Origin of the sequence: Pirellula sp. SH-Sr6A (assembly GCF_001610875.1) — a bacterium.
In the GTDB taxonomy this organism is placed as follows: domain Bacteria; phylum Planctomycetota; class Planctomycetia; order Pirellulales; family Pirellulaceae; genus JBKCUI01.
The window spans coordinates 6,146,310-6,163,004 of record NZ_CP011272.1; the positions used below are offsets into that span (position 1 = coordinate 6,146,310).

The window sequence follows — 16,695 nt, forward strand, 5'->3', positions numbered from 1 at the left end:
ATTGGGTTGTTCAGAACGGTATGATCGAATGGCTGTTGTTCACCGAGTTGATAGCGTAAATGCGATACGCTGCGGGTGGATAGAATATGCGTGGAATGAATCGAATGAGAACGATGTTCCTCGTGGCTTGGTAATGGATCCTGGGAGGCTAGAATTGCAGACCGGCGTTGGTTGCCTCGAAATCCTGTGACGGTGTTGATGCGGAATACGTTTTGAGATTCTTCGTTCCGATGATCCGATGAGCAGTGGACCACTATGCGAAATTTTGATTTTAGTTCTTGGAATGGCGCATTCACGACCTTGTTGGGGTTGGTTCTTGTATCGGTCGTTGCGGTAGGAATTCGACTGTTGCTGATGCAGACCATCCAGCGGCGGCGTGAGCGGGAGAATAGGCAGATCAACGAGCGTCTCCGAACGCTCATTGCAGCATACAAGATCTTGGGCGGGTCCTTTACCGGTGAGCTAAGTGTCGATCCTACCCATCTTCGATCGATTCGACAGAACGGTGGCTATGAAGCTCCGATGCTCGAACCGCGTAGCGATGGAATCGAGGTGGATCAGTCGATGGTGGCCGTGACCACCGAACGACGAAGGCGTATCCGCGATGCCGTGGAGGCGGCGCTCTCGGACGTTATCTTATTGGGTACAGAGGAGCAAGTGAACCTCGCTGCCCATGCGGCTCGTGAAATGGTTGCGGGGAACAAGGTCCATTTGTCGGAACTCATCGTGTCGCTGCGAAGCTTCATACGCGACGCATTGGATCTGGAGCCTATCTCTCCGGACCTGCGAATTCCACATCAAGGACCTCTTAGGCCGACGGTTTCTGCCGGCAAAGGAACAGGCGCTGGGCGAGGAGAAGGAGCGGAAAAAGAAAGTGCTGGTCGTTCCAATGCGGGGATGGCCATTGGCGGGATGGCTATCGGAATGGAGGGCCTTCGCAGCAAAGGGATGGGGCATCCTCTGGTAGCGAGCGAGAGCTCCCCAGACGAGCATGTCTCGGAGGGACCACCGTGATGATAGACGAATTCAAGTCCCTCATACTCTCGCTGCATAGGTGGATAGAAGAAAACGATCTTGAATGCAAAGTCATAGAGCTTTCGAATGAAATAATTGAGGTCGGAAAGATCGATGGGGCGAGCGTACGCATTAAGGAAATAATCGAAGAGTACCTCAACACGGTTGGTGGATTTGCGTATCACGATCTCACCCATCGCGGGCAAGAACTTTTCTATCGTTTAGGTTATCATCCGTTTGCCGGACCCTCAGCCTACCACGAGCTTTCGGAGATACTACTTGATGCAAATCTTGTTTTCGGAGAGATCAAGATAATAGCGGGAATGTATATAGAGTCTTGTCGCTCGTTTGTTCAGGAAATTCGAGATGTAAGAAATATCGTTTCCTCCGTACAAACGACGAGAGAGCAAATCTTGCAAGGCGGTAGGGCCGTTCTCCTGGTATCGTTCACACATGGCAGGTCGCTAGGTTTACCGGACGCTCTTCAGGCATGGAGGGAATCTTGTTCCTTGCTTGTGAGGGATTTCGTTTCTTTGCACGGGAAGCGAGCTGAATCCCTGCAATTTGCGTTCGTTCCAAACTCGAAGCCTGTAGCACTTGAGATTTCCATTTGTCCCGAAGTCGCAGTGTCGATTGCTGAGGCGGTGCTGTGTGTGGTGACGAAAGTCAGGGGGCATATGACGGTGCGCAAGCAGATCAAGAGGAGGCTCTCGGTCGAGCACGCGAGGAGGATGGGGTGCCAAGGACAAGTCCAGCAAGTCTTCGACGACGAAGTCAACGCGCTTTCGAGAAATACTGTACGAGCTTTTGTGGATCGAACATTGCTCGCGATAGGTGGAAATAGGGATAAGTCGATTGTGAAGGCGATCGAATCGCGTATCGAAGAGTTGTTTGCCTTCATTCACGGTGGTGGCGCGGTGGATGTAATATTTGGAATGGACCAAGTACCGGGAGACATCCGAGTGAGAAACGTGTTGCGCCGGATGCGTTTAATGCAGCGAAGATTGAATGTGCTTCGGTCCTTGGGGAACAAGTACCATCCTGAATCATTGGAAACATAATCCAACGCGAGAATGACGATCAATTAGATTCACTCTCCAAGGCTTGGTTCTGACCCAATGGTAAGACTTCAAGGTAGAGAGTGGATCGGTGAGCGATTGTCGCGGCGGAGCATTATTAAGATTGTGTTTGGAGGAGTCAGAGATGACGATTTGGGGAAAGATATTTGGAAGATGCCTTCAATCTACGGGGTGCATATCGAGACTTGCTTCCGCAAAGGGGGTACCCAATAACGCGAAGGTCTTTGCACAGCCAGGGTAGTGGTAACCAGCGTTCGAGGCTCCGCGTTTCCATAAAGCGACTTCCTCTGACGAAATGAGTTCGTCTTCAAAACTCGGTAGATACTCCCTCTTATGTGCATCCGTCATGCGGTCGTCGGCATTGGGGTGATCTTTGTGTTTTGATTCAAGAGAGTATCGCATTTGATTGATGCGGTCACGCATGTCGCCGATCTCTCCGAGCTCGTCCGACCAAAAGGGGCTGTATGTACCGCGACGACTTTGACTTGGAATTCTCGCATTTCAGCGGGTGCTGCCATCGCTTTTCGGAAAGCGACCACATCGGGCGACCGGTCTTTGAGACCACCGAACCCCATGACACCAATCACGAATGGTAGCTTTGGGAAGAGAGATTCTTGCGTGCATCGTGGATCAAGTTGGCGAGCCATTCCGAGTACAGGGCGAATCGATCCGGATTTCCGTGGCCCGGATAGACGTGTCCATCTACTTTGTCGGTAAAGCCTTGAATCCAAATAAAATCGCCCTTCTCATAGCCTCAAGCTGGATCGTAATCGGGATGGGCACTGGGAATGAACATTTTTTTATGCGGTAGATTCTTCCTTCGATGCGTGGAAAGGCCTGCTGGTATCGGGCGTCTTCGGTCGACTGACGCGTCAGGTCCGTGATCGCCTCCAAGGATCTTTCCAACGCAATGAGGTCAAGTTGCTGAGTAGCCCAAGTCGCTGAGTATGGCGAAATGGTGTCGGACACACGTGGAGCTGACTTTCATCTCGAAGTTTGCCGAAGCGGGAGCAACCAAGTAGTTTGACATCGCACTAGCATCAGTGTCTTTGTGGAAATCTACGTCGCGTGAGAAGGGCGATCTCAACGTTCCGTCGCGCCTTTTCCCGCGAGAATCTTCTCTCTGTATTTCGCAATGCGCGAAATGCGCGTTTCGGGTTTCTTTGCGGAATTCAAGTTGATCAAGTAACTGCGTTGGCGTCCGGCGGTCAATCGGTAGAAGGCATCTGCTAGCTCGGGATCAGCGCCAAGAGCCTCTATGAAATCGTCTGGAAGTTGTAGCTCAGTTTTCAGCTTTGTGGGCTTAATGTTCAGGTCGGCGTAGACAATCGCCTCTGCTAAATATTCCTCTATGACAGGCTTCTTCTCGAGGACTTGGTTGTTGTCCGTAAAACGGATCATGTCGGGGTACTGGGTGTTCGGCCCCTGTTTTTCTAGCAGCCCTTTGGGGTCTTTCATCAAAGCAGCATTGAAAAAACTCAGCCGGAAGTCATTCCGAAGAGCCCCAATGATGACAATATTGCGACCGCTGTGCATGTAGCAAGGGTGTCCCCATTTGACCGTCTCCGTCAGATTCAGACTGAGGCAGATTTGTCTGAGCTGTTCAAGGCCTGGGCTCCAGCGTTGTGTGGAACAATCCAAAGTCGCAAATCGGTTGCAGCGTCCGCATCCCTTGGAAAAGTAATCTTCGATTTCAGTTATCATGCTCGCGCAAACGATCTCCATAACGGAACCAATAGAATCAACTTCTCGGATAGTGGATCGTCGATCTGTCGGTAGTTGCATATCGCCCCATGCACCTGACGGTGTTCCATGCGGTTATTTCTCGTAAACTTGACGTCGATTATCCCCTTGCTCCTTCACCTTATCGCGAATTTCTTGTTTGGCTTTTTTTACTCGTTCCGGCCAAACGAACGTTGGTGCTGTAGACGGATCGTATCCAGACATGTGACCAGTCAAACGAACGAGTGGCTTGGTATAGCTTAGTTCTTCGTCACCCAGAACTTCGCGACATATAGCGGCGAGGCATGGATCGTACTCGATTAACTCCGCTCGTGTGTTCACATGGTTGTGATCGTGATCTGGCTCGCGATTGTCGTTGAACCATGATTGAATGCCTTCTGCAAAATACTCCATGTGGTTTACGGATGCATATTTGCCCTTCCACAAGCCTTCGTTCATAGCTTTTTTGTAGCATGCCTCGAGGCGGCTATCGAAGGTTGGATCAACGCGTATTAAGCCGCGTAAGTGCATGTTATGGGCAAATTCGTGAATCAAGAGATTTTCGCTCGAGTAGGGATCACCAGGGAACGCCAGCAGGTTCTCTTCTCCACAGGAGCAGATCGCGTCGGTTTGGGATCCGCCCAATCCTCGAGCGCGTGCATCCCAGAAATCCTTCGGAGTCATAGTTCGTTGCTCCGGCAAATCGGTCGTAAATTCACTGTGAGCCATAACGACCAGCCTCGAACCGCCTTCTATCAAGGCCTTACGAACGTCCGGTCGCGTACGCAACATCATGTTGACGAGGTAAGCAGCTTCCTTTAAGGCATAGTCATTGACCTTTTCGGAAGAGACGATGGGATAGCCCTCCGCATTGACGTACTTGGTGTAAAAAGGATCGAGCCCCAGTTCCTTGGGAGGCGGTGTTACTTCCTGGGCCATGGCACAAGGTGGCATGGAGCTCAAGACGAGCAGGATCAAGGCACATTGGGAAATTCGTGTCATACGCAAGGTCGTTCTATAAAAGGTTGCGTCATCTGCCACTTAATTGGATAGGCCCGACGAAGGCTCCATCAGTGGATTGCTGCATTATACGTCGCATCGAGACCAGGTCCGAACCGCATCGAGTCCTAGATACTAGCCCAACTAATGGGTTGAATCCATTCCGTGGCCGGAACCCCACCTAGGAAGTGGGAGGAGAGTAAGTCGATCTGTTACGAGGCAGTCGTGGGTAGCAGATCGTTTAATTCCCCGGCAGATGTCGACGTGGTGTCGGATCTCGCAGCGGAGAGGACGCTTTGGTGTAGGGCGTTTCTGGGATAGCACTTTGCTAACGGTGCCAGCATGAAAGGTAGGGACGCCAGTGCGGCACGAGCGGAAATCGCGGTTGACATATGGGTACTGAGGTTTTCAGTTTTTAGGCAATGAGGGTGCGGTCGTTCGCACGATTCTGAAAACCTGTGTCATATCGGTGACTTATCACCTTTTGAATTCTACGTGATGTGTTATAGGAAGAATGGTTTTCGTGTTCATCTTTTAGTTCGCTTCAACGCGACTATCTACCGTTTCATTCCATCGAGTTAATTGCATGCCAGATGTTCAGAAGAAGGTCGAGGAAATCTATCAACAAGTCGTTCGCCGCAATCCGGGGGAGTTGGAGTTCCATCAAGCGGTGAAGGAAGTGATCGATACATTGGGACCGGTTCTCAAGAAATATCCACACTATGCGGAGCACAAGGTGATCGAGCGGATTTGCGAGCCTGAGCGGCAGATCATTTTTCGTGTGCCATGGCAAGATGATAGTGGAGAAGTGCAGATCAACCGCGGGTTTCGTGTGCAGTTCAATAGTGTGTTAGGTCCTTACAAAGGGGGATTGCGATTCCATCCCTCCGTACTGCTGGGAACGATCAAGTTTCTTGGGTTTGAGCAGGTCTTCAAGAATGCATTAACCGGTATGCCTATCGGTGGGGGAAAGGGTGGATCTGATTTTGATCCAAAGGGGAGGACTGATGCGGAGGTGATGCGGTTTTGCCAAAGCTTTATGACGGAGTTGCATCGGCACCTCGGGGAGCATACCGATGTACCTGCAGGGGATATCGGGGTAGGTGCACGTGAAATCGGATACTTATTCGGGCAATACAAACGAATGACCAATCGCTACGAATCGGGCGTTCTTACAGGGAAAAGTCCGCACTGGGGAGGGGCCTTGGTGCGTCGGGAAGCGACGGGGTATGGGGCTGTTTACTTCGCAGAAGAGATGCTCAAGACGAAAGGAGATTCGCTGGCGGGCAAAGTTTGCGTCGTGTCAGGGGCTGGTAATGTCGCGATCTACGCGATTGAGAAAATCCAGCAACTGGGGGGGACCGTTGTCGCGTGCTCCGACTCGGGAGGTGTGATTTACCATGAGAGAGGGATCGAATTGGATACCTTGAAACAGATCAAGGAAGTGGAACGGAAACGTATTTCGGTATACGCCGACATACACCATGATGCGAAATTCATCCCAAGTGGCAGCATTTGGGATATTCCTTGCCAAGTAGCGATGCCCTCGGCCACGCAGAATGAGCTCGATGGGACTGCGGCAAAGAAGTTGGTTTCCAACGGATGCATTGCTGTTAGCGAAGGTGCGAATATGCCGACGACTCCAGAGGGGGTACGCGTCTTCCAGGAATCGGGTGTGTTGTACGCTCCAGGAAAGGCTGCTAACGCAGGTGGGGTCGCAACCTCGGCACTGGAGATGCAGCAAAATGCAACTCGTGATGCTTGGTCCTTCGAACACACAGAGCGACGATTGCATGAGATCATGATTGAAATACATCGTGCGTGTTATGAAACATCTGCCGAGTTTGGAGCTACCGGGAACTATGTCCTGGGTGCCAACATAGTTGGATTCAAACGCGTCGCAGAAGCGATGGTTGCCTTTGGATTGATTTAGCTCGCGAGGGTATCGCAATCATTGCAATCGAAGATCGCACGACAAGCATTGTCGGGCGACTCAAATGATTTTGCGGTAAGGCGGAAATAGGAATCGTCGCAATCCTCACGGCCGTCGATAAATGGCTCCACAGCGTTACCGGTGCGCAGAGAAGAACTGCTGTTCCAATGAAAATCGCGATAATACGCACCCACCTAATCGCGATAGCGCGATCGCGATAGTACGCACCCACCTAATGGGGGGGAGGTTTCTCGCAAAGGCGCCAAGACGCAACGAAACGCGATCACCAAATCCGAGGCACCCACTCATCAAATAGTAGGCACCCACCTTATGTCGTTGCCAGTTGCCAGTCATTCCCGATCATTCCCAATAGCAGGCACCCACCTTTTGGGGGGAGGCTTCTCGCAAAGGCGCCAAGACGCAATGAAACGCGATCACCAAATCCGAGGCACCCACTCATCAAATAGTAGGCACCCACCTTTTGTCTGTCGATAAATGGCTCCACAGCGTTACCGGTGCGCAGAGAAGAACTGCTGTTCCAATGAAAATCGCGATAGTACGCACCCACCTAATCGCGATAGCGCGGTAGTACGCACCCACCTAATGGGGGGGAGGTTTCTCGCAAAGGCGCCAAGACGCAACGAAACGCGATCACCAAATCCGAGGCACCCACTCATCAAATAGTAGGCACCCACCTTTTGTCTTCTCCGATTTCCCAATAGCAGGCACCCACCTATTCAAATCATTCCCGATAGTAGGCACCCACCTTATGTCGTTGCCAGTTGCCAGTCATTCCCGATCATTCCCGATAGCAGGCACCCACCTTTTGGGGGGAGGCTTCTCGCAAAGGCGCCAAGACGCAATGAAACGCGATCACCAAATCCGAGGCACCCACTCATCAAATAGTAGGCACCCACCTTTTGTCTTCTCCAATAGAAGGCACGCATCTTTTGGAGAGCACCTCAATAGAGGGCACCCATCTTTTGAATGGAGAGAGGACGGGGGGAGCATGGGCTTTGAAATGGAAGTGGGGGCGGGATTGGCCTGGGGGGCTGGAATTCGGAGGGATTGGGCTCGGATGGGCGCAGCGGCGAACCGGCCCCGAAGATGAAGGAGGGTGATGGGTGGGAGACTGAAGAGCGAGTGTTCTGGCTCAGGCTCCAAGGTGGGGAACCGGAGCTAGCGGAGCCACTTGCTCCTGGCTCCTTGCTACTGGCCAGTTGTCGCGAATCGCTCCCCGCTAGGCGAAGCAAGCGGCAGCTTGGCGCTGGCCGCGACTCCAGCGCTTGTGGGTCCGCTCCGCGTCGGCGATCATCGCCTTGGGATTCCCACTACAACGGCTTGTCCCAAAGTACTTGGTGTAGTTCCACACCAAGTCGCACCACATGCTCGGTTCCACTCCCAAGCCGGTAAACAAGGGCTCTAAGGATTCAGGAACCGGACACACGCTCCCTGGCGGATGATCCTGCTGCTTAGCTGTCCATTGCAACAACTTCACATAGTCCTCCAGGTTCATCGTCAAGAACCCTCGGTTGCTGGCGCGCAGACCATTGGTGCTGGCCTGCGGATCAAACGCGTCCACTTCGGGGTCGAGCGTCAAAGGGGCCAACCAGGCGTCTCGGGGGACCAGTGGACGGGGGCCAGTCTGCTTACGAGCCTTCTTCTGCTCCTCGAGCGTCATCTTGGTCCTCCTCGCGATCGATTCCTCCCGGGACAAGGGAATACGATCCAGAGCCGAGGATTCGATCATCGCTCCCTTGGCAGCCTCGATTCGATCGAACACCGACGTGTGCATCGAGAGTTCGATTGTTGCGGCCAGGTTCGCGCGCAAGACATTGAGATCCACATACATGGCGCAGGCCAGCAAACCCGCTTCATCGAGTAGCCGCTTCGCTTTGAATCGGCCATCCCAGAAGCAGCCACTGCATTCATCTTCTGCATTGGCTCGCCTGGCGATGACTTCTGCGAGAGAACGCATGAACCAAGAGATATCGGAGAGTCGGCTGCGATACTCTTGGATCTTCTCGGGATTGGCTACAGCGCTTCGGACATCCTCCTCGTTGGGCTCTGCCAAGACATCGAGGATTCGGGTGCCTGGAAAGAGTCTTAGCCAGCGGGTGGCGACTTCTACGTCGGACCAAGTCTTCACGACATCGGGGCGATTGCGGAGGATGACATGGAGGTGATTGGATAGGACGGCATATTGGAGAACGTCGATACCGAAGACAGAGGCCAGGGACTCCAGGCGCTGGCGAATCCATTCTCTGCGGTGGGTGTAGTCTTTCTGGGTGAGCTCATCGATGCCTGTGAGGAAGGCGCGACGGACACAGCGATGGTAGCAATGAACAAGGCAGATTTCGTCGCTGACGAACTGCTCACAGCGGAGCGTGCTGGACATGGTGGATCTCTCCAAGAAGTTCGGGGCGTAGATCCCATCACCTTATGGGATTGAAGGAAGGGATGCAACCAAATAGGTGAACTTTTTGGAGAGGGGGAAATAAGAGGCACCCACCTAATGGGGGAAATAAGGGGGAAATAAGAGGCATCCACCTTTTGAGGGGGGAGTTGAATAGGAGGCACTCGTAATTTTTGAGGCAACTGTCTTTGTGTGTTCTAGCTGACGAGTCGTCCCGGAAAAGCGAAAAGAACAGCCGCACTTATCCACGCAAGAAACGCATGCGTCAAAAAGGGAATAGAAGGCACCCACCTTTTGAGGGGGGAGTTGAATAGGAGGCACCCGTAATTTTTGAGGCAACTGTCTTTGTGTGTTCTAGCTGACGAGTCGTCCCGGAAAAGCGAAAAGAACAGCCGCACTTATCCACGCAAGAAACGCATGCGTCAAAAAGGGAATAGGGGGCACCCACATTTTGATAGCAGGCACCCACCTTTTGGAGGGAGGTTTCGCGCGACGGCGCAAAGACGCAACGAAACATTCCCGATAGCAGGCACCCACCCATTTTCGGAAGGGCATAATAAGAGGCACCCACGAATGGCACTGTAATCGATTTGCGTAAGTCGTTTCATTCAAATCGGTTATCGCCTTTATAGAGTCGCTTTTGGAGTTGTTTTCTGGGTTCGGTCATCAGCGCGTATTGGTCGCGGCGTCGCTTTACAACTCGCGGTTCAATCCGCCCCGGACGGTTGCCAACCTTACAGTTCGCAATCCGCTCGAGGAGAAATCTGGCGTAACGCTCAAGTTGCTTGCCGCGAAGATGAGCCGTCACCTCCTGCCAACTCGCTAGGATGTACTGGCTAGCACAGACGAAGCTGATCTCTCGCGGCCGCTTTCCAGAGAGCGAAGCGGCAGAGCAAATCGTTGTTCGAATCAAGTTGTAGGCAAGAAGCGTCGTCCATAACTCTCGCCTGACCATCTCGGGCGATAAGCATCTCACAAAGTTTAAATTCATAAACGTCTTGATAGAACGGATGTCAAGTTCTGCATTCCAACGAAAGCTAAACAGATCGGATATCTCCTCATAGCTAACACCCTGGTCACCCTTGTGCTCTAGCAATGTTGTCACAATGATAAACGGGCCTGATTTACGGCCCGGAGCTTCGACCGTATATCGCAACTCCCGTAGTTCGATCACGAACGGTAAGGATTGGTACATCTCGTGGCTCATCCAGGCCGGACGAGCGGGACGATACCACTGAATCAAGTGATCTTGTTTACCCAATCGCTTTCCAGTTCGAAAATCTGTGTGTCCCTTCTTCCTGCGAAAACAAACATGAACGTTCAATTTCATGAACATCGCGATCAACCAGTAGTTACAAAAGAAGCGGTCAGCAATCACGATATCTCCCGCTGAAAAACCTTTGAGCAACCGACGCAGAAGACTGGTTTCGCCCGTTTCTTTTCCGCTGAAGGGACCGACCGTTGCATCAAGCAAACAACCTGTGGCCAACGACATCACAGCCAAGACACGAGCAATAGGAAAACCAATCCCTGGCTTTTGGGCAGTATGCTGCGGATACTCTTTCTGGTTCTTTCGCGTATCGGGCATTTTGAAAGTAAATCCATCAATAAGCTTGGCATGCATAGACTTCCAGAGCCATTTGGACTCCACCTTGGCTTCCGCTTCAGAGGCAACACCAAGGCATAGTTCTTTCAAAGCGTCCTCGGGAAGCTTTGCTCTTGCGCGACAGTAGTTCCCCGTATCGGCCCCGGGTGCTGACTTCCCGTGAAGAGTAAAGAATGCCGTAATACGAGCGACGGCGGACTGGCAAGCGGCTTCTTTCCCATCACGCATAATTTGCGACATGAACGCCCACAAGACAATTGCGGTGGAATAGATCCCATTCATCGTGCAACCGTGCTTGCGAAAAACATTTCTGATGTGCTGCTCGCAAAGAATCGATGCAAACGGCAGTCCGGGTTGCAGCAGGAAAGCCTTGATGGAATCTCCAAAGCTGAAATTGGCTTGAGATCGCCTTGGTGGTATAGAGACCAAAACAAAACCCTCCTTGGTTTATGTTTAGGCAACTTAACCAAGGAGGGACGATCAAAATCATAGCCAAGAAAATGGGTTCATAGCCAGAACAATCTTCAAGGCGAGCGAGATTCTAAAGAAAATTCCCGCTCTGTCGCTAGGGGGAACTGCGCGATCATTGGAGATTACAGTGCCATTCGAGGCACCCACTTTTTTGTACCCACCTTTTTGTAAATCATCATCAGCGTTGGGTGGCGCCCACGTATTGAAAACTTGTTGAAACGGGAATAGGTTGCGCCCAAGTATTGAAAACTTGTTGATACCAGGGGGATTGGTGGCGCCCACTTATTGAAATTTTATCGAAGATCGCACGACGAGCATTGTCGGGCGATTCAAATGATTTTGCGGTAATGCAGCGATAGGAGGAACCCACCTAATCGCGGTAGTACGCACCCACCAAATGGGGAGAGGGTAAATAAGAGGCACCCACCTTTTGGGGGGAGGTTTCTCGCGAAGGCGCCAAGACGCAAAAGGGGAGGGGTGGAGTTTGGGGGGCACCCATCTAACGTAGGAGGGGAAAGATTGCATGCAACGGGGGAATAGGTGGCGCTGACGTATTGAAGTGGCGCCCGCGTATTGAAGTGGCGCCCACGTATTGAAAGCATTGAAAGCATTGAAAGCATTGAAAGCATTGAAAGCATTGAAAGCATTGAAAGCATGGGAATTCGTGGCGCCCACGTATTGGAACCGTGGTGGCGCCCACGTATTGGAACCTTGCTCTAGGGAAGCAGGCCAATGCAGGTGGGGCCGCAACCTCTGCGCTTGAGGTGCATCAAAACGTAACTCGTGGCGCTTGGTCCTTTGGACACACAGAGCGACGGTTGTATGAGATGATGATTGAAAGTCATCGTACGTGTTATGAAACATCTTCCGAGTTTGGAGCAACTGGGAACTATGTCCTGGGCGCTAACATCGTCGGATTCCAACGCGTCACCGGAGCGATGCTTGCCTTTGCATTGATTTAGCTGGGCAAGGGTATCGCAATCGTTGGAATCGAGGATCGAACGAAGGGCTTTTTCGAGCGATTCAAAAGATTTAGAGCGGAAATTGGGATCTTCGCAAACCTCACGGCGGTCGCTAGGTGCCAACGTTGCAACGGAACATCGATCTATTCATTTTTGGTTTTCGGCATTTCCGAGTTAATTGTTTTTCTTGCGGCTAGGTCATACGATTCCCCAGACGCTAATGCTATGTAGTCAGGACGATCAGGATAGACGGGTTGCCGTCGATCGTAGAAATAGACTTTTCCTTTTCCTGACACGGTGGCTTTCGACCCGGTAACTGTGATCGCAGTCGTTTCGTCGATACCAATCCCAAGTAGTTGCGGATAGCGATTCACAAGATGCGTCATATCGCGTTGTCGGCTTCGCTGGGTGAAATGCTGATCGATAGCGACACCATCGAGAAACCCAAGACCTCCGCGTTCATAACCCGGTGCCATGATATTGAAGTTTTCGATCGGGGTAGCACGAGCCAAGTAGCGCGCTTGGATCGAAGCCCCTGCCGAAGAGCCACCGATGACTCCGCCGCGATGGAGTACTTCCTTCATAAGTCGCTGGGCAGTTGTCCCATAATAAGAATCGGCCAAGTTCCACTGCCTTCCACCACCAAACCAGATTCCAGTCGCCTTCTTTAAGGGGGCTAGGAACGCTTCGTCTTCATTTGCTTTGTTGCGATCCTTTGTGTGGATCAGCGTGGCATTTTTGAATCCTCGTTTCTTCCAGTTTTCGATGATCGATTGTTCCTCCGCTACGTCTTCGCGCTCCTCACAGGGTATGTAGACGAGATTTGCATTTTCTGGTCCGCCGGCTAGTTCGCAAAACTGATCCATCAGGCCAGTAGGTAGACCGCCCCCTCCCACAATCAGGAGGGTCCCCTTTTCAACAACGGGTAATCCAGGACTTGTGGGTGGGAATAGGGGGAGAGTCCTGTCCATCGCGTCTCGCCGCCATTCGGTCAAATCAGCAAGGTAGCGATTTGGGGAGTTCGCACCCGAAGATTCAGAGGTAATGGTGTGCAATCGAATGGGGTGGAATCGATTGGCTTGGACCATGAGAGTTGCTTCGCCAGATCCCAAGACTCGTAGTTTCCGTCCTCGCAATACGACGGCGCTATTCCTCTCCAAGGCAATCCCAACACAACGCGGTTGGCTTGCCAGAACACTGAGGACATGGGGATTCCCTTCCCGGGACTTCGGGCAGTTGGTTTCCAGAACCACATCGGGGAACAAATTCATCCCTGCTGCGATTCGAGGATGTCCTTCCTCTAATGAACGGATATAGAACTTCGAAAGAGCTTTCGCATGTGGCCCAGCGATGACTAGGTTTTTGCCCCGATCAATATGTGCACGTGCAAGTTGTTCGAAACGTTTCATCAATGGGGGTGGAATTTCGTCGGGTGTGCGCGATTCGCTCCAGACCAATGTGTCCCATTTTTGGAAGTAAGTGCTTTCCTGTTGCGATTCGATGAGGGAGATCGATTCCACCTTCGGGGCAGTAGGCCTGGATTGTGTGTTTTGAAACTCGGAACTTACTTCATCCTGATCTCGATTGGTGAGCACCAGAATCGACTTGGAAATTGAATCGGGTAAGGACGATTCGAGAACGTGGTCTGGGATCGTCTCGGAGTGTATCGCGACAATGACCCCTTTGATTTTCAGATCGACAGGCCAATCTTCGAATCTCTCGTCGAACGTCTGGGATTGGGCGTTCATTCCTGCGAAAATAACGATAACCAAGGTTTTCAACAGTCGGATGGTAGGCCGTACGGCGTCCGAAGTAGATGGGAAAGCAAACATAGATATCAGACATGCAAAGGGAAAACGGAACCGAAATATCGAGCTGAGTTTGCGACGCGTGGTAAAAGACGGCGAGAACGGAGCAAAACGCACTCGTCGCGTTACGCTGGTCCATCGTAAGGTCCTGGAGTATCCCAAACAATCGTTTCCGAAACCATCGAATTGCTATTGGAGCGTCGAAGACCCGCGTGTTGATCTCTAGAGTACAATGATTCGAGCTCTGTATTTTTTCTCGGCTATGGACTTGAAGCGAGCGATCCCCGTTGAAAACCATTCTCTTTGTTTTGCATTGTATCTTTGCAACCACGCTGTTCGCCCAGTCTAACTATCCGCCAACGTTTTCGGACGCCCGCGTTGAAACCTATCGGAAGGTCGGCGCGATCGATTTGAAGCTTTGGATCTTTGGGGAAACGGATCTTCAATCACCGAAACCTGCGATTGTGTTTTTCTTTGGTGGGGGATGGAATTCGGGATCACCGGATCAATTCGAAAAGCAAGCGCGTCATTTCGCCCAACGTGGCATGATCGCAATCACCGCCGATTACCGCGTGAAATCACGTCATGGTACCAAGGTCGTCGATTGCGTCGAAGACGCTAAAGCCGCGGTCGCATGGGTTCGGGATAATGCCCAGCGCTTCGGCATCGATCCGGATAAGATTGCGGCATCGGGCGGCTCGGCGGGTGGGCACCTGGCTGCTTGCACTGGTACGATCAAGGGTTTCGGAAGAGAGGAGCGTCCTAACGCGATGATTCTTCTCAACCCGGCGTGCACGCTTGCTCCGATCGAAGGTTGGGAATCCCCCGCGATCCAGTCTGCTTTGACAGTCGAGCGCCTGGGTGTCGAGGCACGATTGATCTCGCCTGCTCATCACATCGATTCGACCACCCCGCCGACCTTGATTCTTCATGGCAAGCAAGACACGACTGTTCCCTATGCTTCGGCTGTTGCATTCGAGCGGGCGATGGAGAAGTCCGGCAGGCCGTGCAAGCTCATTGGATACGAAGGTGCAGGGCACGGCTTCTTCAATCGCGGAAACGACTTTGACAAAACACTCGTTGAAGCGGACGCGTTTCTGGTTGGACTGGGCTGGCTTAAAAAGTGACGATGTTTGGCGGTTCCGACTGAACGGAAGCATGCCTAGGTCCGTCCACTGATTACGCTCGAATTGCGTGGACCGTGGCTGCCTTAATCTTGTGCCGATCTGCGTGTCGGAAATTCCACCTATAGCCTCGCTTCGCGCCGGTCCTGGGAAGCGAGCCTGCATTGGTTCTCTTAGCCAGTTCATTCCGGTACTTGAACCCATCACGATGCGACGTGCAGAAGCGAAGCGAGTCGCCTTCGTCGCAGGCCCATGGTGCCTTCGATGAACAGAACACGACCGTATCGGCTGTTTTGCATTGCGGTTGCGCACCGCTTCTTTTGGACGCTCGAGATGGTTGGGATCGAGCCAAGCCCTCCGCGCCAATCCTCCCTTCTGACTTTTCTCCTTTTTGTCTGTTGACCTAGCTTCGTAAATGCATAAGGTATGCATATGTGTAGCGTGTCGGGTTTTTCCTTTGCATTCCACGCTGGGGCTGGAGTGGTGCGCGACGGTTGTGGTCCTTCGATCAACGAGGAGAACGAGAATGGTTCGGACGAGGGCGAAGAGAACGGGTTTTACGTTGGTGGAGTTGTTGGTTGTCATCGCGATCATCGGGATATTGGTCGGGTTGCTACTTCCTGCGGTGCAAGCGGCTCGGGAAGCTGCTCGACGGATGTCGTGTTCCAACAACATCAGGCAGTTGGGGCTGGCAACTCTCAATTACGAATCTGCCTATCGACGCTTGCCGGGGCTAATGGGATCGAGTACCTACTCAGCCCAAGCTCGCGTGTTGCCTTATATGGAGCAAGCGGCCCTGCATGATTTGGTGGATTATGGGCGTCCTTTGCTGGTGGGGCCCGCCTTCGCGGCTCGCTTTGACATTGCCGTAGCGGGACTAGTGGGAGCGAAGTTTCCTATCATGCTGTGCCCGAGTGATGGCGAAGAGCCATTCTTTCCGGTCACGTTTTCGGACGGTTCGGCGGGTCGGAGCGCTGGTCTGAGCTATATGTTCTCGACCGGCAGCGGCCGAGGGACCTACTACGACGACCGTTACGAGACCGATGGAATGATGTGGGAGCGATCTTTCGCGAGGCTCAGCAAATGTTCCGATGGAACCTCCAACACGGTCTTGTTTGCAGAGACGTTGTTGGGGGATAAAAGCATGCTGACGACACCTCCGACACGGATGCCGGCGCGAGTGATTGCCAATTGGCCAGGGACGACCAGCAACCCGGCTGGCCCAGGGTGGGTCTCAGGAGGGTTGATCAGCAATCCCAATCTCAGCGCGATTTTTCCCGGCGTTACAAATAGCTACCGTGGTAATCGCGGGGAGAGTTGGATTCGAGGCGTACCATTCGCTACGACGATCAATGGTTATCTCACTCCCAATTCACGCATTCCAGATATTGGGATCCATGGTCGGGGCTTCTACTCCGCTCGCAGCATGCACAGCGGCGGCGCACAGCTTGGTTTCTTGGATGGATCGGTCCGCTTCGTATCCAACCAGGTCGAGGAACTTCCTTATCGAAATAGCTTCTCCGCCAATGGTGGAGAAGTCGCCGTGTTGCAAGACTAGTCG

Annotated in this window: 12 protein-coding genes; 6 read left to right on the plus strand and 6 right to left on the minus strand. The window is 52.4% G+C overall.

Annotated elements, in window-relative coordinates:
- Window positions 1-255 precede the first annotated feature (255 nt).
- Together VN12_RS23985 and VN12_RS26295 are read left to right on the plus strand one after the other, a co-directional pair.
- Complete coding sequence (locus tag VN12_RS23985; protein ID WP_205855140.1) at window positions 256-1,014, plus strand: hypothetical protein; 759 nt, start codon at window positions 256-258, stop codon at window positions 1,012-1,014.
- A gap of 626 nt (window positions 1,015-1,640) precedes the next feature.
- Window positions 1,641-2,075, plus strand: coding sequence for a hypothetical protein (locus VN12_RS26295; RefSeq protein WP_205855141.1), 435 nt, complete (start codon window positions 1,641-1,643; stop codon window positions 2,073-2,075).
- A 362-nt stretch (window positions 2,076-2,437) separates the two neighbouring features.
- Here VN12_RS26295 and VN12_RS23995 read toward each other — a convergent pair whose 3' ends face one another.
- The 3 genes from VN12_RS23995 to VN12_RS24005 all read right to left on the minus strand — a co-directional run bounded on the left by VN12_RS23995 (window position 2,438) and on the right by VN12_RS24005 (window position 4,817).
- The gene (locus VN12_RS23995; RefSeq protein ID WP_146679377.1) at window positions 2,438-2,740 is read right to left on the minus strand and encodes a hypothetical protein; all 303 of its coding nucleotides are present in this window, start codon (window positions 2,738-2,740) and stop codon (window positions 2,438-2,440) included.
- Between the two features lie 436 nt (window positions 2,741-3,176).
- A complete protein-coding gene (locus VN12_RS24000; protein ID WP_146679379.1) occupies window positions 3,177-3,797 on the minus strand; it encodes a YdeI/OmpD-associated family protein in 621 nt (206 codons plus the stop codon).
- Between the two features lie 114 nt (window positions 3,798-3,911).
- The gene (locus VN12_RS24005) at window positions 3,912-4,817 is read right to left on the minus strand and encodes a hypothetical protein (protein ID WP_146679381.1); all 906 of its coding nucleotides are present in this window, start codon (window positions 4,815-4,817) and stop codon (window positions 3,912-3,914) included.
- A 583-nt stretch (window positions 4,818-5,400) separates the two neighbouring features.
- On the opposite strand from VN12_RS24005, the gene gdhA reads away from it, so the two are divergent.
- Window positions 5,401-6,747, plus strand: a complete 1,347-nt coding sequence (gene gdhA / locus VN12_RS24010; RefSeq protein ID WP_146679383.1) for an NADP-specific glutamate dehydrogenase — start codon at window positions 5,401-5,403, stop codon at window positions 6,745-6,747.
- Window positions 6,748-7,987: 1,240 nt separating this feature from the next.
- Here gdhA and VN12_RS24015 read toward each other — a convergent pair.
- On the minus strand, window positions 7,988-9,145 hold the full coding sequence (locus VN12_RS24015; protein ID WP_146679385.1) for a hypothetical protein: 1,158 nt from the start codon (window positions 9,143-9,145) through the stop codon (window positions 7,988-7,990).
- Window positions 9,146-9,767: 622 nt separating this feature from the next.
- On the minus strand, window positions 9,768-11,198 hold the full coding sequence (locus tag VN12_RS24020) for an IS4 family transposase (protein ID WP_146675080.1): 1,431 nt from the start codon (window positions 11,196-11,198) through the stop codon (window positions 9,768-9,770).
- 806 nt (window positions 11,199-12,004) lie between these two features.
- Here VN12_RS24020 and VN12_RS26945 point away from each other — a divergent pair.
- Entirely contained in the window at window positions 12,005-12,202 is a 198-nt protein-coding gene (locus VN12_RS26945) for a hypothetical protein (RefSeq protein ID WP_409994292.1), read from the plus strand.
- A 143-nt stretch (window positions 12,203-12,345) separates the two neighbouring features.
- Here VN12_RS26945 and VN12_RS24030 read toward each other — a convergent pair whose 3' ends face one another.
- The gene (locus VN12_RS24030) at window positions 12,346-13,950 is read right to left on the minus strand and encodes a Type 1 glutamine amidotransferase-like domain-containing protein (protein ID WP_168164617.1); all 1,605 of its coding nucleotides are present in this window, start codon (window positions 13,948-13,950) and stop codon (window positions 12,346-12,348) included.
- Window positions 13,951-14,297: 347 nt separating this feature from the next.
- Here VN12_RS24030 and VN12_RS24035 point away from each other — a divergent pair, with 347 nt between their 5' ends.
- Together VN12_RS24035 and VN12_RS24040 are read left to right on the plus strand one after the other, a co-directional pair.
- Window positions 14,298-15,137, plus strand: coding sequence for an alpha/beta hydrolase (locus VN12_RS24035; RefSeq protein WP_146679390.1), 840 nt, complete (start codon window positions 14,298-14,300; stop codon window positions 15,135-15,137).
- A gap of 523 nt (window positions 15,138-15,660) precedes the next feature.
- Window positions 15,661-16,692 (plus strand): DUF1559 domain-containing protein, encoded by a 1,032-nt coding sequence (locus VN12_RS24040; RefSeq protein WP_146679392.1) that lies wholly within the window; start codon window positions 15,661-15,663, stop codon window positions 16,690-16,692.
- The last annotated feature ends 3 nt before the right edge of the window (window positions 16,693-16,695 follow it).

What these genes read in the sequence shown, in the direction of transcription:
- VN12_RS24030 (WP_168164617.1), bottom strand. Translation starts at nt 13,950, where the DNA reads ATGAACGCCCAATCCCAGACGTTCGACGAGAGATTCGAAGATTGGCCT.
- VN12_RS24000 (WP_146679379.1), bottom strand. Translation starts at nt 3,797, where the DNA reads ATGATAACTGAAATCGAAGATTACTTTTCCAAGGGATGCGGACGCTGC.
- VN12_RS24015 (WP_146679385.1), bottom strand. Translation starts at nt 9,145, where the DNA reads ATGTCCAGCACGCTCCGCTGTGAGCAGTTCGTCAGCGACGAAATCTGC.
- VN12_RS23995 (WP_146679377.1), bottom strand. Translation starts at nt 2,740, where the DNA reads ATGGCTCGCCAACTTGATCCACGATGCACGCAAGAATCTCTCTTCCCA.
- VN12_RS24005 (WP_146679381.1), bottom strand. Translation starts at nt 4,817, where the DNA reads ATGACACGAATTTCCCAATGTGCCTTGATCCTGCTCGTCTTGAGCTCC.
- VN12_RS24040 (WP_146679392.1), top strand. Translation starts at nt 15,661, where the DNA reads ATGGTTCGGACGAGGGCGAAGAGAACGGGTTTTACGTTGGTGGAGTTG.
- VN12_RS23985 (WP_205855140.1), top strand. Translation starts at nt 256, where the DNA reads ATGCGAAATTTTGATTTTAGTTCTTGGAATGGCGCATTCACGACCTTG.
- gdhA (WP_146679383.1), top strand. Translation starts at nt 5,401, where the DNA reads ATGCCAGATGTTCAGAAGAAGGTCGAGGAAATCTATCAACAAGTCGTT.